Source organism: Nonomuraea sp. NPDC050404 (assembly GCF_040655495.1).
Taxonomy (GTDB): domain Bacteria; phylum Actinomycetota; class Actinomycetes; order Streptosporangiales; family Streptosporangiaceae; genus Nonomuraea.
Window position 1 is genome coordinate 270533 of record NZ_JBFAKB010000006.1, and the last position, 18850, is coordinate 289382.

The 18850-nt window shown below is 70.3% G+C and carries 21 protein-coding genes and 1 riboswitch; of the genes, 10 read left to right on the forward strand and 11 right to left on the reverse strand.

What is annotated here, in order from left to right; translation table 11 throughout:
* Positions 1–275 precede the first annotated feature (275 nt).
* A riboswitch (cyclic di-AMP (ydaO/yuaA leader) is annotated at positions 276–412 on the reverse strand.
* 162 nt (positions 413–574) lie between these two features.
* On the reverse strand, positions 575–775 hold the full coding sequence (locus AB0I81_RS18470; protein WP_360657900.1) for a DUF5302 domain-containing protein: 201 nt from the start codon (positions 773–775) through the stop codon (positions 575–577).
* Between the two features lie 294 nt (positions 776–1069).
* On the opposite strand from AB0I81_RS18470, the gene AB0I81_RS18475 reads away from it, so the two are divergent.
* On the forward strand, positions 1070–2056 hold the full coding sequence (locus AB0I81_RS18475) for a rod shape-determining protein (RefSeq protein WP_360657903.1): 987 nt from the start codon (positions 1070–1072) through the stop codon (positions 2054–2056).
* Positions 2053–2565 carry a VOC family protein gene (locus tag AB0I81_RS18480; RefSeq protein WP_360657906.1) on the forward strand — a complete coding sequence of 171 codons (513 nt, stop codon included), beginning with the start codon at positions 2053–2055 and terminating at the stop codon, positions 2563–2565. The genes AB0I81_RS18475 and AB0I81_RS18480 overlap by 4 nt, the downstream gene beginning before the upstream one ends.
* A gap of 4 nt (positions 2566–2569) precedes the next feature.
* On the opposite strand, the gene AB0I81_RS18485 is transcribed toward AB0I81_RS18480, so the two are convergent.
* Positions 2570–2899: an STAS domain-containing protein gene (locus tag AB0I81_RS18485; RefSeq protein ID WP_360657909.1), complete on the reverse strand. Its 330-nt coding sequence runs from the start codon at positions 2897–2899 to the stop codon at positions 2570–2572.
* 137 nt (positions 2900–3036) lie between these two features.
* Between AB0I81_RS18485 and AB0I81_RS18490 the strand changes: the two genes are divergently transcribed.
* Complete coding sequence (locus AB0I81_RS18490) at positions 3037–3477, forward strand: hypothetical protein (RefSeq protein WP_360657911.1); 441 nt, start codon at positions 3037–3039, stop codon at positions 3475–3477.
* A gap of 251 nt (positions 3478–3728) precedes the next feature.
* Here AB0I81_RS18490 and AB0I81_RS18495 read toward each other — a convergent pair whose 3' ends face one another.
* The 4 genes from AB0I81_RS18495 to AB0I81_RS18510 are packed head-to-tail and all read right to left on the reverse strand — an operon-like array spanning position 3729 to position 7451.
* Positions 3729–4949: an ABC transporter permease gene (locus tag AB0I81_RS18495; RefSeq protein ID WP_360657914.1), complete on the reverse strand. Its 1221-nt coding sequence runs from the start codon at positions 4947–4949 to the stop codon at positions 3729–3731.
* Positions 4949–5785 (reverse strand): ABC transporter ATP-binding protein, encoded by an 837-nt coding sequence (locus AB0I81_RS18500; protein WP_360657917.1) that lies wholly within the window; start codon positions 5783–5785, stop codon positions 4949–4951. Before AB0I81_RS18500 ends, AB0I81_RS18495 begins: the two co-directional genes overlap by 1 nt.
* Positions 5786–5793: 8 nt before the next feature.
* Positions 5794–6918 carry a peptidoglycan-binding protein gene (locus AB0I81_RS18505; RefSeq protein ID WP_360657920.1) on the reverse strand — a complete coding sequence of 375 codons (1125 nt, stop codon included), beginning with the start codon at positions 6916–6918 and terminating at the stop codon, positions 5794–5796.
* A 5-nt stretch (positions 6919–6923) separates the two neighbouring features.
* Positions 6924–7451: a hypothetical protein gene (locus AB0I81_RS18510; RefSeq protein WP_360657924.1), complete on the reverse strand. Its 528-nt coding sequence runs from the start codon at positions 7449–7451 to the stop codon at positions 6924–6926.
* A 187-nt stretch (positions 7452–7638) separates the two neighbouring features.
* On the opposite strand from AB0I81_RS18510, the gene AB0I81_RS18515 reads away from it, so the two are divergent.
* From AB0I81_RS18515 to AB0I81_RS18525, 3 genes are all read left to right on the forward strand, one after another.
* A complete protein-coding gene (locus tag AB0I81_RS18515) occupies positions 7639–8295 on the forward strand; it encodes a response regulator transcription factor (RefSeq protein WP_360657927.1) in 657 nt (218 codons plus the stop codon).
* The gene (locus AB0I81_RS18520) at positions 8292–9536 is read left to right on the forward strand and encodes a HAMP domain-containing sensor histidine kinase (protein WP_360657930.1); all 1245 of its coding nucleotides are present in this window, start codon (positions 8292–8294) and stop codon (positions 9534–9536) included. Before AB0I81_RS18515 ends, AB0I81_RS18520 begins: the two co-directional genes overlap by 4 nt.
* Positions 9537–10161: 625 nt before the next feature.
* Positions 10162–10383 carry a hypothetical protein gene (locus AB0I81_RS18525; RefSeq protein ID WP_360657933.1) on the forward strand — a complete coding sequence of 74 codons (222 nt, stop codon included), beginning with the start codon at positions 10162–10164 and terminating at the stop codon, positions 10381–10383.
* Here AB0I81_RS18525 and AB0I81_RS18530 read toward each other — a convergent pair.
* Together AB0I81_RS18530 and AB0I81_RS18535 are read right to left on the reverse strand one after the other, a co-directional pair.
* The gene (locus AB0I81_RS18530) at positions 10364–11641 is read right to left on the reverse strand and encodes an MFS transporter (protein WP_360658607.1); all 1278 of its coding nucleotides are present in this window, start codon (positions 11639–11641) and stop codon (positions 10364–10366) included. The two genes, AB0I81_RS18525 and AB0I81_RS18530, sit on opposite strands and share 20 nt — an antisense overlap.
* A gap of 28 nt (positions 11642–11669) precedes the next feature.
* Positions 11670–11897, reverse strand: coding sequence for an SEC-C metal-binding domain-containing protein (locus tag AB0I81_RS18535; RefSeq protein WP_360658609.1), 228 nt, complete (start codon positions 11895–11897; stop codon positions 11670–11672).
* Positions 11898–12245: 348 nt separating this feature from the next.
* Here AB0I81_RS18535 and AB0I81_RS18540 point away from each other — a divergent pair, with 348 nt between their 5' ends.
* The 3 genes from AB0I81_RS18540 to AB0I81_RS18550 all read left to right on the forward strand — a co-directional run bounded on the left by AB0I81_RS18540 (position 12246) and on the right by AB0I81_RS18550 (position 16251).
* A complete protein-coding gene (locus tag AB0I81_RS18540) occupies positions 12246–14147 on the forward strand; it encodes a serine/threonine-protein kinase (protein ID WP_360657936.1) in 1902 nt (633 codons plus the stop codon).
* A complete protein-coding gene (locus AB0I81_RS18545) occupies positions 14147–15739 on the forward strand; it encodes a serine/threonine-protein kinase (RefSeq protein WP_360657939.1) in 1593 nt (530 codons plus the stop codon). Before AB0I81_RS18540 ends, AB0I81_RS18545 begins: the two co-directional genes overlap by 1 nt.
* Before the next feature lie 92 nt (positions 15740–15831).
* Complete coding sequence (locus tag AB0I81_RS18550; RefSeq protein WP_360657942.1) at positions 15832–16251, forward strand: VOC family protein; 420 nt, start codon at positions 15832–15834, stop codon at positions 16249–16251.
* A 12-nt stretch (positions 16252–16263) separates the two neighbouring features.
* On the opposite strand, the gene AB0I81_RS18555 is transcribed toward AB0I81_RS18550, so the two are convergent.
* Both AB0I81_RS18555 and AB0I81_RS18560 read right to left on the reverse strand, forming a co-directional pair.
* A complete protein-coding gene (locus tag AB0I81_RS18555; RefSeq protein WP_360657945.1) occupies positions 16264–16905 on the reverse strand; it encodes a hypothetical protein in 642 nt (213 codons plus the stop codon).
* 124 nt (positions 16906–17029) lie between these two features.
* A complete protein-coding gene (locus AB0I81_RS18560) occupies positions 17030–17464 on the reverse strand; it encodes a RidA family protein (RefSeq protein ID WP_360657948.1) in 435 nt (144 codons plus the stop codon).
* Between the two features lie 124 nt (positions 17465–17588).
* On the opposite strand from AB0I81_RS18560, the gene AB0I81_RS18565 reads away from it, so the two are divergent.
* Positions 17589–18410, forward strand: a complete 822-nt coding sequence (locus AB0I81_RS18565; protein ID WP_360657951.1) for a hypothetical protein — start codon at positions 17589–17591, stop codon at positions 18408–18410.
* Here the strand turns inward: AB0I81_RS18565 and AB0I81_RS18570 are convergent.
* Positions 18382–18777: a hypothetical protein gene (locus AB0I81_RS18570; RefSeq protein ID WP_360657954.1), complete on the reverse strand. Its 396-nt coding sequence runs from the start codon at positions 18775–18777 to the stop codon at positions 18382–18384. The genes AB0I81_RS18565 and AB0I81_RS18570 overlap by 29 nt on opposite strands.
* Positions 18778–18850 lie beyond the last annotated feature (73 nt).

Genomic DNA, 18850 nt, shown 5'->3' on the forward strand with positions numbered 1-18850 from the left:
TGTCGGCGTGGGCCGCCGTGCCGGCGATGGTCAGGGCGCCGACGGTGGTGGCGGTGAGCATGGCGAGGGAACGCAAACCAAAACGGGCAGACATGAAGCAGCAAAAACCCTTCACGAGGGGACAGGGAGGTTGCACTCGGGGGAAAAGGGCGCAGCGGGCGGGGCACCCGGCGTTACGCGGAGCGCAAGATACGAGCCTTAGGGAAGGGGGCCGCTCAGCAGGCGGCCGTCACTACGCGGCCTGGGGGTACGACGCGCTGGTGCATAGGGGGAAACAGTCCTCTCCATCACGCCTACCGGGTTAGCTGACGGGTTCGGGCGTGGAGATGCCCTACCGGCGCGCGGCCGGATTCACCCCAACATGACGTGGGTCCCCGGTTCCCGATCGCTCGGGATTCGGCGCCAGCCGGTCGTCCGTCTTGGGTAAGGACTGGGTCACCGGCTGGTAATGGCGATTACTGTAGCCACGGAAACGGACATACGCAAACGATTCATCATGAATCGGGCGAAGATCTACCTACGTAGGTAAAGAGAAAGGGGGTACGGCATGCCGTACCCCCGTCAAATCCCAGCCTCAGCCGCCGCTCTTGCGCCTGAATGATCTTTTACTCGCAGCCGGACCGTGCGCCCCGTGGATCTTCGATGGGTCGACGCCCCTGCCACCCGCGCCTGATCCGGCGGCCTGGCTACGCTTGCGCTCCAGTGCCTCGCGGAACTTGCGCTTCATCTCGTCCTCGGGAGTTTCATCGACTTCCGGCTCCGGTGTTTCCGCCATGAGGACCTCCATGGTGTTGGGGACAGTCACAGCTTCGCACGGCACTGCTTATGACGCGAAACCGGCCTCAAGACTGCATTGAGGTACGCGGAACGCTTCCGGCCGCTTGTCCGGCGCCACGGGTGCAGGCCAGCAGCCGGAAAACGGGATCCGGACTGCCGGAACGCCCCTGCCCATGCCCCACGAACGTGCCCTCCCCACTCACCCCGCAGCCCCGGGCGCGCGGGCGCGGGTAAAGGGGAACCGCTCTGTTCGTGGTGTTGTGTTGGAGCGGCTCAGGAAATAGCTCCCTTGATGAGACTCCTCGGGCGTGACCTGGCAATGGATCTTGGGGCCGCGAGCACGCGGATCTACGTCAAGCGCAGGGGCATCGTGCTGGACGAACCCTCGGCCGTGATGTGCGACGGCCGTACAGGGAAGATCATCGGGTTCGGGTCGGAGGCCGCCGCCCTCGGCGGGGGCACGCGTACGTGCTGGCCGGTCCGCGGCGGGCTGCCGGCCGACGCCGAGCTGGCCCGGCGCATGATCCGGCACTTCCTGCGCAAGGTGCACTGGCATCCGTACTCCAGGCCGCGACTGGTCCTGGCGCTGCCCGGCGAATCCACCCCGATCGACCGCGCGGCGCTGCACGACGTGGCGTACGAGGCGGAGGCCAGGACCGTGCGGCTGGTCCCGCACGCGCTGGCGGCCGCGCTCGGGGCGGGGCTGACGCTCACGGACTTCGCCGGGAACATGGTGATCGACATCGGCCGCGACGCCGCACGGATCGCCGTGTTGTCCGGGGAGTCGGTGGTGGCGGCCGGCTCCGTGCCCTACGGCGGCCGGGCCGTGAGCAGGGCCATCGCCCGCCACGTCGAGCAGGAGCACGGGCTGCTGCTGAACGACGCGGAGGCCGAGTCGGCCAAACGCCGCGCGAGCGGTGGCGACCGGGAGATCGTGGTGCGGGCCCACGACCCCGACACCGGCCGGGTGCGGGAGCTGCTGCTGCCCGTACAGCGGATCTTCGAGGCCACCGGGCCTCCGGTCGAGTCGATCGCGCGGGCGGCGGTGGAGACCGTGGAGCTCTGCCCTCCGGAACTGACCGCCGACCTCGGGGAACGGGGCGCGGTGCTGGTCGGTGGCGGGGCACTGCTGCCCGGCCTCGGGCGGCGGCTGCGCGAGACGTTGTGCATGCCGGTACGCCGGGCGGAGCGGCCGCTGGAGTGTGTGGCGCTCGGGCTCGGCCGATGCGTGGACGAACTGGGCCTGCTCGGCAGGTTCCGGACAGGAGGCAGGCTATGACCGTTCGCGGCATCGACCACATCGGCGTGACCGTGCCGAATCTCGACGTGGCCACGGAGTTCTTCGCCCGCGCGTTCGGCGCCGAGGTGCTCTACGACACCCTCCCCCGCGCGCGTGGGCCCAAGGGGGGCTGGGCGACCGAGCGGCGGCTCGGGGTGCCGCAGGGCACGGCCGAGGTGGCGGTGCGCATGTTGCGCCTGCCGAACGGGCCCGGGATCGAGCTGTTCGAGTTCAGCGGGCCGCGGCAGGCCGGGGCGGTGCTGCCGTGCGATCTGGGGTGGCAGCACGTCGCCCTGTACGTGGACGACCTGGAGGAGGCGCTGCGCCTGGTGGCGGAGGCGGGCGGCATGCGGCTGTCGGAGCCGGTGCCGCTGCCGGGGCCGGAGGCGGGTGAGGGCAACCGGTTCGTGTACTGCCGTACGCCCTGGGGTGGGACCGTGGAGTTGCTGACCTATCCGGATCCGCAGGCGTACGAGAAGGAGACCGACCTGCGACGCTGGCGGCCCTGAGCTCTCAATGGGGCACGCGCAGGCCCGGCGTGTCCTCCCAGCCCGTCACGGCGAGCAGGCGGCGCACCACCGGTGAGACCGGGTCGAGGATCAGCTCGCGGTCCGGCCATAATCGTGCGGCGGTGGCCACGATGAGGCGCATGCCTCTGACGTCTATGAACGTCAGGCCCGACAGGTCGAGCCGGATGCCGTGGCTGCCGGCGTGCAGCGCCCAGTCGAGGACGTCGGCGAGCAGGCGGTGGTTGCCGCTGTCTATCTCGCCGGTGACACGCAGGCCGAATGGATGCGAAACGAGGGTGACGCGTGCTTGGTCATCGCTCTCTTCGTAGATCATCCGGCTCCGGTGGGGGCGCCCGCCATGTTCTGTCAGGATCTGCCCCAGGAGGCGCGTCTTATGCGGAGGCTCCTGACACCCAGGTCTTTTATGGGATTTCGCCGTTACCTGATGGTGATCTTCGATAGGGTCGCCTTGTGCGCGTCGGCCGACCCGTGTTATCCGCGCTGCTCCTCTGCGTCGCGGCCGTCGCAGGCTGTGCCACCGCCTCGGAGACGCCCACGCTCGAAGAGGCCGCCAGACGGCTTGACGCCGACGCCGGCCACCTTCTCGGCGCGAGCGAATTACAACTGTCGGCGGTACGGCGGGCCGGCGACGCCACCTGCGTGCCCGGCCAGGTGCGGCACTTCTTCCAGGCGGAGAGCGACGCGGCCGGCGCTCCGGACGAGTTGCTGGAGCGGCTGCAGGCGATGGGGTACGACAAGGTGGTCGATGACCTGGACCTGCGGGACGGGGATCAGGACGTGTCCGTGTTGCGTGATCCGGCGACCCGGGTGACCTTCGTGCTGACGGTGCTCGCGGAGGACGAGCCCGGTGTCCGGGTGGTGGGAAAGACCAGCTGCTACGCGGTCGACTGAACCCTCTCGCCGGCTCGCACCCGACAAGCCCGGCCCTTCCGGTCCGCGCACCCCACAAGCCTGGCCTTTCCCGGCCTGCGCACCCCACAAAGCCCGCCCCTTCCCGCCCCGCGCACCCCACAAAGCCCGCCCCTTCCCGGCCTGCGCACCCCACAAAGCCCGCCCCTTCCCGGCCTGCGCACCCCACAAAGCCCGCCCCTTCCCGCCCCGCGCGCGCCCGGCGGGTGGGCGGGCGCGCGCGTACCCGAGGGTTATGGGGTTGACAGGGCTTCCGTCGGGGACAGGCGGGAGGCTCGGATGGCCGGGTAGAGCCCGGCCACGGCGCCGATGATCAGGGTCGCGGCGAGGCCGCCCGCCGTGGCCCAGATCGGGACGACCGAGGGCCATCCGCTGTACAGCGCGTACACCATCGTCACCCCCGTCCCCAGCAGGACGCCCCCGGTTCCGCCCATCGCGGACAGGAGCAGGGACTCCGCCAGGAACTGCGTCCTGATCTGCCCTCTGGTCGCCCCGAGCGAGCGGCGCAGGCCGATCTCGGCGCGGCGTTCCAGCACCGAGATGACCATCGTGTTGGCCACCCCGACCCCGCCCACGAGCAGGGCCACCCCGCCCACGCCCAGCAGCAGGCCGGCGGTGGCCTGGCTGGTCGCCTGCTTGGCGGCCAGGGCGTCGGACGGGCGGGAGACGTCCACCTCGTTCGGCGCCTCCGGGTTGGCCGTGCCCGCGAGCACCTGGCGTACCGACTCCAGCTCGGACTCGTCCGAGCGGGTGTAGAGCGTGGTCGGGTGGCCGTCGAAGCCCAGCCGGTCCTCCGCCGCCGGCCAGCCGACCAGGATGCCGGCGTCCAGGTCGGTGGCCAGCGCCACGGGTTCCAGGATGCCGACGACCGTGAACCGGATGCCGCCGACGAGGATCTGGGCGTCAGGGCCGGCGGCCCCGATGCCGAGGCGCTGGGCGGCGGTCGAGCCGATCACGGCGGCGGGGTAGCGCTCGGTGGCCGCGTTGAGCCACGTGCCGCTGCGCAGGGTCGCGCCCACCGTGGCGGGCAGGTCGAGGCGGGCGGCGTAGGTGTTGAGGCCGCCGGTCTGGGCCTCGGGGATCTGCTCGGATCGGTAAACCTTCGCTTCGGGGATCTTGCCGATGGACGAGACCGCCTCGACCGGCCCGATCCGTTCGATCATCGCCTCCGCGTCCTTCGGCATCTGGGCCGCCTCGCCCGTGAGGGTCGAGCCCGCGGAGATGGTGAGCAGGTTCGTGCCCAGAGCTGAAAGCTGGCGGTCCAGCTCGGCGCCCGAGGAGGCCGAGAGTCCGACCACGCCGACCATGGCGGCGATGCCGATGGCGATGCCCAGCGCGGACAGGAACGCCCGCAGCGGGCGCGTACGCAGACCTACCGCGCCGACCCGCATCACGTCGCGCGACCGCATCCTGGCCGGGGACAACTTGGGCCGCGCCGCCTCGATGACCGCCATCACGCCACCCCGAATTCCGCGGGCTCGGGCTCTCTGTTGTCGGGCTCCCCGTTGCCGGGCCCTCCGTTGCCGGGCCCTCCGTTGCCTAGCCCTCGGCCATCGGGACCTCGGCCGTCAGAACCTCGGCCGTCAGAACCTCGGCTTGCGGGCTCTCGGCCTTCAGGTGCCCGGTCGGCGGCGGAGTCGGAGATGATCTCGCCGTCGCGCATCCGCACCTGCCTGGGAAGGCTGGCGGCGATCTCCCGGTCGTGCGTGATGATCACGATGGTGGTGCCGGACGCGTTCAGCTCGTGCAGCAACTCCATCACGCCGGTGCCCGACACGGAGTCCAGGGCCCCGGTGGGCTCGTCGGCCAGCAGCAGCGGCGGCTCGCCCGCCACTGCCCTGGCGATGGCCACCCGCTGCCGTTCCCCGCCCGACAGCTCATGTGGCTCGTGATCCATGCGGTGCCCGAGCCCCACCCGCTTGAGCGCCACCGCCGCCCGGCGGCGCCGCTCGGACGTGCTCAGGCCGGTGTAGATCAGGCCGTCCGCCACGTTGTCCAGCGCGGGGACCTTCGCGGCGAGGTGGAAGGACTGGAAGACGAACCCGATCGTGGTCGCCCGCAGCGCCGAGAGCTGGTTGTCGGACAACTTGGAGACGTCGTACCCGTCGATGTGGATGTTTCCCGAGGACGGGCGGTCGAGGGTGCCGACCACGTTGAGCATGGTCGACTTGCCCGACCCGGACGGGCCGACGATGGCGACGAGCTCACCGTGCCCGATCCGCAACGACACCGACCGCAGCGCCGCCACCCCGCCGGGGTAGATCCTGGACACGTCCGTCAGAGCGATCATGGGGTACGTCACTTCGGCATCCCCACGGTCATGCCCTCGCTGAGCCCGTCACCGGTGACCTCGACCTTGCCGCCGGCGAACAATCCCGTCTCAACGGCGATATATCGGGACTTGTTGTTTTCGATGACCTCCAAGCCGAACCCGCCCTCCTGCAGCGCCACGAGCGCCGCCACCGGCACGGTCAGCACGTTCTTGCGCTGGGACGCGGTGAACGTCACGTCCACCGACGCCTTGTCCAGCCCCTTGGCCGACTTGGCGTTCCCGATCGAGACCAGCGCCTCGACCAGCGTCTCCGGGTCCTCGTTGTTCTGGCCGGGCACGATGACCGTGGCCACCTCGGTGATTTTGCCGTCCACGCTCTTGCCGTCCGGCAGCGTCACCTCGACCTTGGCGCCCTTCTTGGCCATCCGCTGGTCATCGGCCTCCAACTGCACCGTGATGACCTTCTCCGTGCCCGTGTACGTCAGGACCTTCTGGCCGGGCGCGGCCGGCTGACCCTTCTCGGCGTCGAGGCTCTCCACGCGTACCTTGCCCGGCGCGAAGACGACCCTGCCCAGCTCGACCACTCCGGTCTCGTCCAGGCCGCGGTCCTCCTGCCATTCCAGTACGGCCTCGTAGGTGTCGTAGGTGAACTCCTCGTCCACCGTGAAACCGTCGTAACCCAGCTTGCTGAGATTGCGCTCCAGGTTCTCGACGTCCTTGCCCTCCACCCCGATCTTGAGATCGCGGTACGCGGGCGTGTCGCCGTACATGAGCGTGACCGGCTTGTTGTCCAGCCGATACAACGACTTGCCACGGGTGACCGTCGCGCCGCTGTCCGGCAGCCAGGTGATCGTGCCGGGCTTGCGGCTGGTGGCCGTGGTCACCGGGCCGTAGCCGAGTTCGCCGTCGGCGTCCCTGGTGTCGTTCAGGGTCTGCCTGCTCACCGTCGTGGTGGCCGGAGGCAGGGCGGCGGCCGACTGCGTCGGCCCCGCGCCCCCTTCCAGCAGGCCCGCGCTGTTCACCGCGACGAGCCCGCCGCCCGCGGCGGCCACCACGATGAGCAGCCCGGCCACCAGCTTCCCCCGGCCGCGGCGGCGGCGCTGCCGGGGCGGCGTGGCCTCCGGCTCTGCCTTTCCGTCAAGGGTGGCCATCCCCATCAAGACCCTCCCATACCGGCCTCAGCGGACTCCTTCTGGCACTTCTCCTGCGCGGCCTGGAAGTCGGGGTCCTCGCCCACCTCGGGCGTGATGCGCATCATGTTGCCCTCGGGGTCGGGGTAGGCCTCGACGCCGTTGTCGCGCATGCACTGGGCGAGCTTGCGCATGTTCTCGCCCGCCTTGGGGTCGCCGCCGCCCTTCATCTGGCCGCTCGGCTGGAACTGCTTGCACGCGGCCTGGGCCGCGTCGACCTTCTCCTTCGGCATGCTCTTGTCGAACTTCATCATGAACTTGCCGCTGCCGTCGGGGTCCGGGATGTCGACGCCGTTCTCGCGCATGCACTGGGCGTACTTGAGCGCCTGCTCCTGCGGGTTCACGCTCGGCTTGGCGCTGGACGCGGCCTGGTTGCCGGTGGCCTTGTCGGCCGTGGCCACGGTCGCGCCGCTGTCGCTGGAGCCGCAGCCCGTCAGGAACAGGGTGAGCGCGAATGGTGCCGTGACCAGCGCGCTGAGGACTCGTCCTCGCATGAGATCTCCTCCGTCGAAGTGAACGTCGTTCGATGGGAGATGCAATAGGGCCCGCTGTTTCCTCAGCGTTTCCGTCTCCCGGTCCTTCACCCGGGCTCGTCAGGCGGGTCCGCGGCGACTTATTCGGAGCAAATACCTCCTCCGTCACACTCGGCTTCATAAGCGAACAGAAGGGTCTGGGGACGTCATGCGGGTGCTGGTGGTTGAGGACGAGACGATGCTCGCCGACGCGATTGCCGAGTGGCTGCGTGAAGAGACCCACGCGGTCGACTTAGCTCACGACGGCGAGGCCGCGCTGGAGCGGATCGCGGTCAACGACTACGACGTGGTCGTACTGGATCGCGACCTGCCGCGGGTGCACGGCGACGAGGTCTGCCGGGAGATGGTGGCCTCGGAGTGCGACGCGCGGGTGCTGATGCTGACCGCCGCCGCCCAGCTCGACGACCGGGTGACCGGGCTGTCGCTGGGGGCCGACGACTACCTGTCGAAGCCGTTCGCGTTCCCCGAGCTGGCCGCCAGAGTGCTCGCCCTGGGCCGGCGCTCGCGGCCGGCCGCGCCGCCGGTGTTGCGGCGGGCCGGGATCACGCTCGACCCGGCGCGCAGGGAGGTGTTCAGGAACGGACGCTTCGTACCGCTGTCGAAGAAGGAGTTCGCGGTGCTGGCCGAGCTGATGCGGGCCAACGGCAACGTCGTCTCCGCCGAACAGCTCCTGGAGAAGGCGTGGGACGAGAACGCCGACCCGTTCACCGGCGCGGTCCGGCTCACCATACTCAAGCTGCGCCGCAAGCTCGCCGACCCGCCGGTCGTGGAGACCGTGGCGGGAGTGGGGTACCGCATCGCATGAACGCCGATCCGCAGCCACAACGCAGCCGCCTGCTGCCGAAGCCCACCCTGCGGCTGCGGCTCACCCTCGTGTACGGCGCCATCTTCTTCCTGGCCGGGCTGACCCTGCTCGGCGTCACGTACTTCCTGTTCGACCAGCAGCTCAACCGATTCTTCGATGACCGCTACGCCTCCGAGCCCGGCAAGATGAAGCAGCTCTTCGTCGTGAAGGACGGTGTCCGGCTGGGCGGCGAGGCCGCGGTCGCGTGGCTGCGGGAGCAGGAGGAGGAGGTGCGCGTCGCCGCCAGTACCTCGCTGCTCGCACAGGGCGCCATCGCGCTCGTCCTGGTCGGCGCCGGGTCCGCGGGGCTCGGGTGGGTGGTGGCGGGACGGGTGCTGGCCCCGCTCCACAGGGTCACCGACACCGCGCGCAGGATCGCCGCCGCCCCCATCGCCGAGCGCGGCCTGAGCGAGCGGATCGCATTGCGGGGGCCAGCGGACGAGGTCAAGGACCTGGCCGACACGTTCGACACCATGGTGGAGCGGCTCGACCACTCCTTCGACGGCCAGCGCCGCTTCGTGGCCAACGCCTCCCACGAACTGCGCACCCCGCTGACGCTCAACCGGGCGCTGGTCGAGCTGGCCATGCACCGCCGTACGGCCTCATCCGACGTCAAGGAGCTGGGCGAGAGCCTGCTGGAGATCAACGCCCGCCACGAACGCCTCATCAGCGGCCTGCTGCTACTGGCCAGGTCCGAGCAGGAGATCGCGGATCGCTCGCCCGTGGACCTGGGCGACGTGGTCGCCCACGTGGCCCGCCAGTCGGCCGCCGACGCCGCCGAGGCCAAGGTGACCGTGTACGAGGTCATCGCGCCCGCCCCCACCACCGGGGACGCGCTGCTGCTCGAACGGCTGGTGCACAACCTGGTCGAGAACGGCATCCGCTACAACGTCGACGACGGCACGGGGTGGGTGCGGGTCGTGAGCAGGACCGTGTCCGGTGACCGGGTCGAGGTCGAGGTCAGCAACACCGGGCCCGACGTGCCGCCGTACGACGTGCCGCTGCTGTTCAAGCCGTTCCACCGGCTGGCGGCCGAGCGGACCGTGACGGCGAAGAGCGCCGGGCTGGGTCTGTCGATCGTACGGTCGCTGGCGATGGCACACGGCGGGGACGTGCGGGCGCGGCCCCGGGAGGGCGGCGGGCTGATCGTGGCCGCCTCGCTGCCGCGCGAGCGCGGCTGGGCCACCGACCCCGCTTCCTGAGGACTTCGCGCCGGTTTTCGCGACACCTCTATATATAGGTGTCGCTGTCCTCTATGTCGGGCGCCTATGTCGGGTGGCCGGGAAGGGTCCCGAGCGGGTGCTGGCAGGCTCCGTCGTGACAGGCGGTACTCCTCTCGATGCGCAGGAGAACGAAGCCATGCATCCCACGGTTCCTCCCCGGCACAACGCGACTGCTCCCCGGCGTAGCGCTGCTCCCCGGCCCAACGTGGCCGCTCCCCTGCGCGGCACTGTTCCCGGTCACAACGCGACTGCTCGCCAACACGGCGCTGTTCGCCGGCGCATCGCGGGAGTTCTCCGGGGCGGCTCTGCTCCGTGGCAGGGCACGGTTGCCTCCCGGCGTAGCGCGACTGCTTCCCGGTATGTTGCGGCGCTGGTCGTGGTCGGTGTCGCGGTGCTGCTCACGGGGTGCGGCGGGGAGCCGGTGGCGACCGTCACGCCGTCGTCGTCCAGCCAGCGGCCGGCCGCCACCTCCTCCCCCTCGTCGTCCCCATCCCCATCCCCATCCCCATCCTCATCACCTTCGCCGTCACCGTCGCCTAAGGTCACGAAGGCCGCGGATGGGCGAAAGTTGTCAGCGTGCCGGGACCTCCGGTGTGAGGTGGAGGTGAAAGGCGGGGACACGATCCGGTTCGCCGCCAAGTACGACATCCAGGCCTTTCACATCCAGCAGATCTCGAAGCAGACCCTGTACTTCGCCACGGCCGACGACGATGGCGGTGTGCGCGGCTATGTCGGTGGCGAAGGCTCCGTCAGCACCGGCGACGCCCACGTCGAGGTGACGCCGGTGGGCAAGAATCGGATGATCCTCAAGTTCCGTCCGAGGTGAGCACCCGCTCCGGCTTCTCGGCCGACGCCGGGTCCGTGGCCGGGGTGGTCGGGCGGTGATCGTCCCGGAGGTGCCATACCGACGGCACCAGTAACGTGGCGAGGGTCAGCAACACGGTGAAGGCCGCGCAGACCAGCAGCACGGGCCGGGTGCCGAACGCGGCCGCGGCCGGTCCGGCCAAAGCCATGCCGAGCGGTGCGGCCACGAGCGAGCCCAGCATGATCACCGACGTCACCCGTGCCACGAACTGCTCGGGCACGTGCCGCTGCACGACGGTGGTCTGGAACACGTTGTAGACGACGAGTTCCATACCGGCCAACGCGCCCGCGACCACCAGCAGCCACAGGTCCGCGGGCACGGCGAGCAACGCCGGGAGCGGCGCCAGGAGGAGGAAGAACAGCAGGGCCGCGACCATGGGGCGCGCGGGCCGCCATCGGGTGCCGAGTAAACCTCCGGCCAGCCCACCGACGGCGTACGCGATGCCGATCGCCGACCAGGCGGGGGCGCCGCCGAGCCGGAGGTCGGCGACGTAGGGGCCGAGCACCAGGATCGGGGAGATCACGATCACGTTGCCCAGCGCCACGTGGATGATCCACACCCACAACCACGGGCGCCTGCGTACCTCCATCAGGCCGCCACCGATGCTCGACAGCAACCCGCCGGCCGGCGGCGGTCGCTCGCCGGCGACCGCCTTGGGCAGCAAGAACAGGAAGCCCGCGCTCACCAGGAACGTCAGCGCGTCGATCAGCACCGCCCAGCCCGGTCCCACCAGCGCCACCAGCGCGCCGGCGACGCCCAGCGCCACGATCGAGGTCGCGCTGCGGGAGATCGAGACCAGCGAATTGGCCGCCTGCAGTTGTTCCTTGCCGACGAGCGACGCGATGAGGCCCACGGCCGCCGGGTTGAAGAACGCCGATCCCGCGCCCGCGATGAGTTGCAGGACCACCAGCGACCAGATCTGTGCGGTGCCGGTGAGCAGCAGCACCGCCGTGGCCCCGTGCGCCCCGAAACGGACCAGGTCCGCTGCCAGCATGATGCCGCGCCGGGAGAACCGGTCGCCTGCCGCGCCGCCCACCAGGGTCAGCACGATCACGGGCAGCCTCGTGCTGAGCACGACGATCCCGAGGTCCACCGGGGAGCCGGTGAGTGCCAGGACGGCGAACGCGATCGCCAGGGGCGTCAGGGAGTCGCCGAACGCGGAGGCGGTGTGGCCGAGGTAGTAGCGCCGGAAATCCCGGATCGCCAGTGGCGCGAAGATGGCGGGGCTCCTTCCTGGGTGGGGGAGATCAGGAAGTCACCTTGCCAGAGGGCACCGACAAAACCAGCTCTGCTTTCCCGGGCCACCATCTTCGACGCCTCCGGCCGCCGCCGCGCGTACGAGGATGGCTCCTCAGTCGCGGACGTAGTAGTGGCCGAGCGTGTCGTCGCACCGGCCGGTGGGGCGGCAGCAGCGGCGGAAAGCGCCGTCCTGAGCCGCAGGGGCACGGGTCGTTGCCGCCGAGCTTCTCGATCAGCTCCTTGTCGCGGCCGACGCGCCGGTCGCCGCGCTTGACGTTGGTCTCGCTAAGGGGAACCCCCGGCGGCGCTTGCTGATGGGCTCAAAAGGACATCTCGTCGCGGTACATGGCGGGCCTCCTTGGGGCCGGGTGCTGACGACCGTCACGATAGATCGCCGGCGCGCATGGTCGCGAACGGTTTACCGACCGCACCGGCGTCGGCGTCGGCGTCGGCGTCGGCGTCGGCGTCGGCGTCGGCGTCGGTGGAAGATTTTGGACAGCCAACCGACTTGTCTACAAATCCGTATATGAGTCGCTATCGTACGTAAAGATCCGTCACATCCCGTCTCAGGAGTCACTTCTCTCATGGCGCACGTCGAACCGCTGCGGGAGGACGACCCAGCGGCAGCAGGGAACTACCAATTACTCGGCCGGCTCGGTCAGGGCGGGCAGGGCACCGTCTACCTCGGGCAGGCGCCCGACGGGCGGACCGTGGCGGTAAAGGTGCTGCGGGGCGGTGCCGGGTTCGACGCGCGGTTCGCCAAGGAGATCGAGGCGGCTCGGCGGGTGGAGCCGTTCTGCATCGCGCAGGTGCTGGACGCCTCGCTGAGCGGGGCTCAGCCGTACATCGTGACCGAGTACGTGGAAGGGCCGTCGTTGCAGCAGGCGGGCCGCCATGCCGGGGCCGACCTGCAGCGGCTGGCGGTGGCCACGGCTACGGCGCTGGCCGCGATCCATCAGGCGGGCGTCGTGCACCGGGACTTCAAGCCCGCGAACGTGCTGCTCGGGCCCGGTGGGCCACGGGTCATCGACTTCGGCATCGCGCGGGCCCTGGACGATGCCGTCACGCATACCAGCAGCATCGTGGGGACGCCCGCGTACATGGCGCCCGAGCAGCTCGCGGGGCAGCCCGTGGGGGCGCCGGCGGACGTGTTCGCGTGGGCTTCGGTCATGGTCTGGGCGGGTACGGGGACGCCGCCGTTCGGTCAGGACACGCTTCCGGCGATCATCAACCGCATCCTGAACAACGAGCCTCAACTCGGCGACCTGCCGCAGCCCCTGCGCTCCATCCTGTACGCCTGCCTGGTCAAGGATCCGCACCGCCGGCCCACTATGCGGGATGTGATCCTGCAACTGCTGAGCGGCGGCAACCCGGCCCCTGCTCCCGGCTCGGCGCAGGGCCCGATGGCCGGTTTCGGCGCGATGCCGGGTCCCGGGCCTGGGGGGATGCCGGGTGGCTGGCCAGGGCCGGCGCAGGCTCCCGGAGCCGTCGGCGTGCCATCGCCTGGGCCGATGTCGGATCCCTTCCTCGGAGCGAGGACGGGTCCGGGAGCGGCACTGGGTCCAGGAGCAGGATCAGGCGTAGGACCGGGCGCAGGGCCGTACCCGGATGGAGGGCCGGGTCCAGGCGGAGCGATGCACCCGGGCGGAGCGATGCACCCGGGCGGAGCGATGCACCCGGGCGGAGCGATGCACCCGGGCTCAGGGATGGGTCCGAGTGGAGGGCCGGGGCTTGGGCCTGGTCCTGGGCCTGGGCCTGGCCCTGGGCCTGGGCCTGGGAGGGCGAGGGCTGGGCGGGGGCGGCGCGGGCGGGAGCGGGGGCCCGGGCGGGTTGGTGTTGCGGTGGCGGCCGGGGTGTCCGGGGTCATGGTGGCGGCGCTCATTGGTGGTGTCGTCTGGCTGGTTCCGAGGTCGGGTGAGCCGGATACGGTCTCGCTCGCCGGAGCCACTCCCACCCCGTCCTCCCCCACGTCCACCAAGAGCACCTCGCGGCCGAAGACGTCCACCCCGAAGCCCCGTGAGACCCCGCGTAAGACCAAGAAGCCCACTCAGAGAGCCACCCCGACGACGCCCCGCACCCGTACCCAAACCCCCACCCAAAGCCCGACCCGAACCACGAAACGGCCCGAACCCATCCGGACCACCAAGAAGCCGGCCACGAGCGCCAAGGTCAGCATTCTGGAGATCAGGCTGGTCGGCGGCCCGGGTCAGTCGAGTGCGAGCGGCTGCTACATGCCGCCGATCGGCTTCAGCACCGACATGGAATCGAGCCGGCAGGGCGTGTGGATCTCCTACGCGTGGCTGATCGACGGCAAGACCCGTCACAGCAACAGATCCTGGGTGCCGGAAGACGCCTACACGGCCCCCGCCCTGGCCCATCAGTACATGCTGGACCCGGGCAGCCACACCATCACCCTGCGCGTCACCTCGCCCACCTCCACCAGCAAGAGCGTCAAGATCAACGTCTGCGACATCGAGCAGTACTGATGACGCCCCAGCCCGAGGCCATCGGCCCGTACAGGATCGTCAAACCGCTCGGCGAGGGCGGCCAGGGGGTGGTGTACCTGGCCAGGTCCCCCGACGGCGCCCCCGTCGCGATCAAGGTGCTGCGTGAGGGCGTGGCCGGTGACGGGCGGTTCGCCAAGGAGATCGCCGCCGCGCGGCGGGTGGAGCCGTTCTGCATCGCGCAGGTGCTGGACGCCTCGCTGGGCGCACGGCCGTACATCGTGACCGAGTACGTCGAAGGCCCTTCCCTGCACCAGGCGGGCCTGCACGCGGGCGCCGATCTGCAACGCCTGGCCGTCGCCACCGCCACCGCCCTGGCCGCCATCCACCGGGCCGGGGTCGTGCACCGCGACTTCAAACCCGCCAACGTCCTGCTCGGACGGGACGGCCCGCGGGTCATCGACTTCGGCATCGCGCGGGCCATGGACGACGCGGTGACGCGTACCAGCACCATCGTGGGCACGCCCGCGTACATGGCGCCCGAGCAGTTCCTGGGCGCTCCCGCCGGGCCCGCGGTGGACGTGTTCGCGTGGGGGTCGGTGATCGTGTACGCGGCCACCGGCGCGCCACCGTTCGGCAACGACTCGCTGCCGGCGGTGCTGCGCAGGATCCAGTACGAGGAGCCGCGCCTCGACGGCGTACCCGAGCCGCTGCGCTCCATCGTGTACGCCTGCCTGGCCAAGAACCCCGCCGCCCGCCCCGCCATGCAGGACGTGCTCTTCCAGCTCATCGGCGGCGGCCCACCACCCGCCCGCGCCCCACACCCGGCCGCCCCCGCACCTGGCCATCCAGGAAGCCGGGCGCACTCCCCCACACCCGGCTTCTCCGATAACCCGGTGCGGTCCCCGGCCCCTGGTTTCCCCGGTGGCCCCGCCCATCGGCCCAACCCGGTCTCAGATGCCCACACCGGCCCTGCCGCGCCCCGTTCCCGCAACGGGCTGGTCCTCGCCCTGCTGGCCGGCGGCACGGCGATCGTCGTGACCGGCGGGGTGGCGGTCGCGTGGGCCTGGCTGCGTACCCCGCCCGGCGCCACCGGCACCACCGCCATGATCACCACGCCCACCTCCCCACCCACCACGGACAAGGCGAAGCAGTCGGCCAGGCCCCTCCAGCCGGGCAAGACCACCAAACCCCCACGAACCACCAGCCCACGCCCGACCTCCGCACCTACCAGAAAGCCCACCGCACAGCCCACCAGAACCCCGACGAGCACACCGACCAAGCGACCGACGAGGACCCCCACGTCCAAGCCCACCACCCGCCGGCCCACCACCGGCACGGGCGGCGTGACCTCGGTGGCGTTCACCTACGAGGGCATCAGGCTGGGCGACTGCTGGCGCTACGACATGAACATCTGGGCCAAGGTCTCCGCCACCGGCACCTACAGCTACCGCTGGCTGGTCAACGGCCAGAACCAGGGCAGGCAGCAGGGCACCTCCTCCGCCAAGCCCCTGCTGCCCAGCATCACGTGGAAGAAGGCCGGCACGTACCAGGTGGTCTTCGAGGTCATCACGCCCAGGCCCTCGCGAAGGAGCCTCACGGTGAAGATCTGCGACTTCGACAAGGGCTGGTGACGCGAACCCGCTTTCGCCCGGTACGTGTTCATCTGACGGCTTCCGGGTACCTAGCGATCGTCGGGCGCCGAACCACCGGAAGGAACTTCCCGATGACCACTCTTCCGCGCTTCCACCTCGCCGTCCCCGTGGACGACCTGGACGCCGCCCGCCACTTCTACGGCGAGCTGATCGGCTGCGCCCAGGGCCGCAGCTCCGAGCGATGGATCGACTGGAACCTGCACGGCCACCAGTTCGTCACCCATCTGGCCCCCACCCGCCAGGAGAAGGTGCACAACCCGGTGGACGGTCACGACGTCCCGGTGCCCCATTTCGGGCTGCTCCTGAGCATCCCGGAGTTCCACAAACTGGCCGATCGGTTCCGCGAGGCCGGCACCACGTTCGTCATCGAGCCGTACCTGCGCTTCGAGGGCCTTCCCGGCGAGCAGTGGACGATGTTCCTGCTGGATCCGGCGGGCAACGCCCTGGAGTTCAAGGCATTCGCGGACGACGCGCAGGTGTTCGCGGTCTAGCGACGGGACGGCTCAGAGTCCGAACGCCGCCCGCGTCCACCTGTACTGGGCGTCCAGCACCTCCGCCAGCAGGTCGAACAGCGTGCCCTCCGGATCGTTGCCGACCCGGGCCGGCCGGGCGTGCTCGCCGGACGGGCTCCGCTCGGCCATGAGCAGCACCCGGCCGTCCTCCCGGTCGACGCCCAGCCCCACGGACGCCTGCCGCGCCCCGGCGCACGCCTCGGCGTCGCCTTCGCGGTAGTAGCCCTCGACCAGGTTCTCCCACAACGCGCGGGCGGGCGGGCTCTGCTCAGGGCTGAACGCCCGCCCCGAGAAGACGATCACCATCGCGTCCGCCCGCATCGTGGCCGCCGTACGCCGGTGGGTCTCGTCGTACGTCCCCACCGGCGGCACCGGCTGCGACTTCAGCGACTGGGCGAGCAGGCGCAGCACGGAGGGCAGGTCTAGGTCGGCCGCTCCCGGGGCCATCTCGTACTCGATGAGACCGGTCATCGGGAACGGCGGGTCAGGCAGGGTGTTGTAGCCGAGGAAGAGTCGGGGTGTGCTCGCCTCGCCGGGTGATTCGAGCGGCGCCGTCAGCGCACCGTGCGCCACTCGCCCCAGTGCGCCGCAATTGTGTTCGGGCAGACCTTCGGCCGAGCGAAACATTTTCATAAGCAAATTGTGTCAGCTCGATTACCTTTCGTAACGAGGAATGCGGAAAGTCTCCCCTCGGCGCTAGACGCCCATTCCCGCATCAATCGCCACTGTGGCGCGATCTCCCGTTTCCCGGCGAACCTCAACCCCGGCCGGGCGCCTCCTGACGCCCTTCGGCGATCACCGCCACCGCCTCGACCTCGACGAGCTGGTCGTCGTAGCCGAGCACGGTGACGCCGAGCAGCGTGCTCGGCACGTCATGCTCCCCCATGGCCTCCTTGTACACCTTCCACGCCGTCACCAGGTCGGCCTGCCGGGTGGAGGCCACGTACACGGTGGTCTTGACGACGTCGGTCAGTGACGCCCCCGCGCCTTCGAGTGCCGTCACCAGGTTGCGCATCACCTGGTGCGCCTGGCCCGCGAAGTCACCGACGGCCACCGTGTTGCCGTCGAGGTCGAGGGGACAGGCTCCGGCCACCCAGATCGAACGGACGGGGGCATCCACGGTGGCGGCATAGGCGTAGTCAACGGTCTGGGCAAGCTGGTCATGGCGAATGAGTCGAACACCTGTGGTCATGTCCTGCTTCCTACCATTCACGAGGCGACGACCGCCTGCCTATTTCCGGCGCGACCCGGTGTCAACCAAGTGCCCGTCTGCCCCGTCTCCTCTTGTGGATCATCACTCACAAGGGGGAATCGCCGTGCGTGCCCTGCTGGCCGTCTTATCCATCGCCGCGATTCTGCTGTGCCGGCCCGCGTACGCCGCCGCCCACGACACGCGGCACGAGTTACGCGTCCTGACCACCGACGTGGTCGAGTACACCTGCGTGACCACCGCCACGAACGAGACGCAGAACATCAAGGTCAAAGTCACGCTGACGATGCCGACGAGCACCACCGTGGACTCCGAGCTGTCCATCGGCTGGCAGGGCGCCTACGCCGACGGCACCTCGTTGAAGACGCCCGCCACGGGGCTCGAGGACAACACCAAGCTGTACGCCTACGCCGGCATCAGCGACTTTTCCGGCCTGACCTCCGCCACCGGCGTCGGCACCCTGGACGCGACCACGCCAGGAGAGACGATCACCCTGCCGGCGGGCCAGGTGAGCCTGCTGACGACGCCGAACGGCGAGGGCACCGGCACCGTGCGGCCCGGCGCCATCAACTTCGGCACCACCGCGAACGAACCCGCCATCGAGTGTGACGTGGACAACCGCGAGGACCTGACCACCTACACGCTCAAGGTCCCGACGAGCGGCCAGGACACCGACCCGGACGACACGACCAGCCCGAGCCCCAGCCCGGACGAGACCGACGACCCCGACGACAACACCGGCGACGACACCAGTTCGACGCCGACGAGCACCGTCACCACGACCACCACCGAGACCCCGGCCGGCGGGGCGGACACCGGGGCCGGTGGGATGGCGGGGCCGGATGGGCGGGCGCTGATCCTGGTCGGCTTCGTGGTCATGCTGGCCGCGGCGGTGGGCCTCAGCCTCCGACGAGTGGCACGAGCTTGACGAACGACACGACCGGATCGGCGGTGAGGTCGATCATCTCCGAAAGGTCGTCGATCTGCCGGTCCCCCACCAGCAGCAGGAAGCCGTTGCGCTGGAAGGCCCGCTCCGCGATGTCGGCCTGGCGCTCCCAGTCGATGCGGCGGACGCCGGCCGGCATGCGGTAGCCGTTCAGTTCGACCTCCGCCTCCACCGGCCGCACCAGCCCCTGGAATCGGGCGGCCGGGGCGCTGTTGTAGCGGGCGACCTCCTCGCGTACGCGCAGCCGTACGAGCTCGCGCGCCGAAAACCGTTCCGGCAGGCCGGCCAGCGTGAACTCGTCCAGCGCCCGGCCTGTCGCGCTCTCGTCCCTGAAGGTGACGGTGGCCATCTGCGGCTCCATGGTCGTGGGTGGTCGGTAGGTGTCGACCCATGAATAACAGGCCGGTCCGACAGAACCGGGG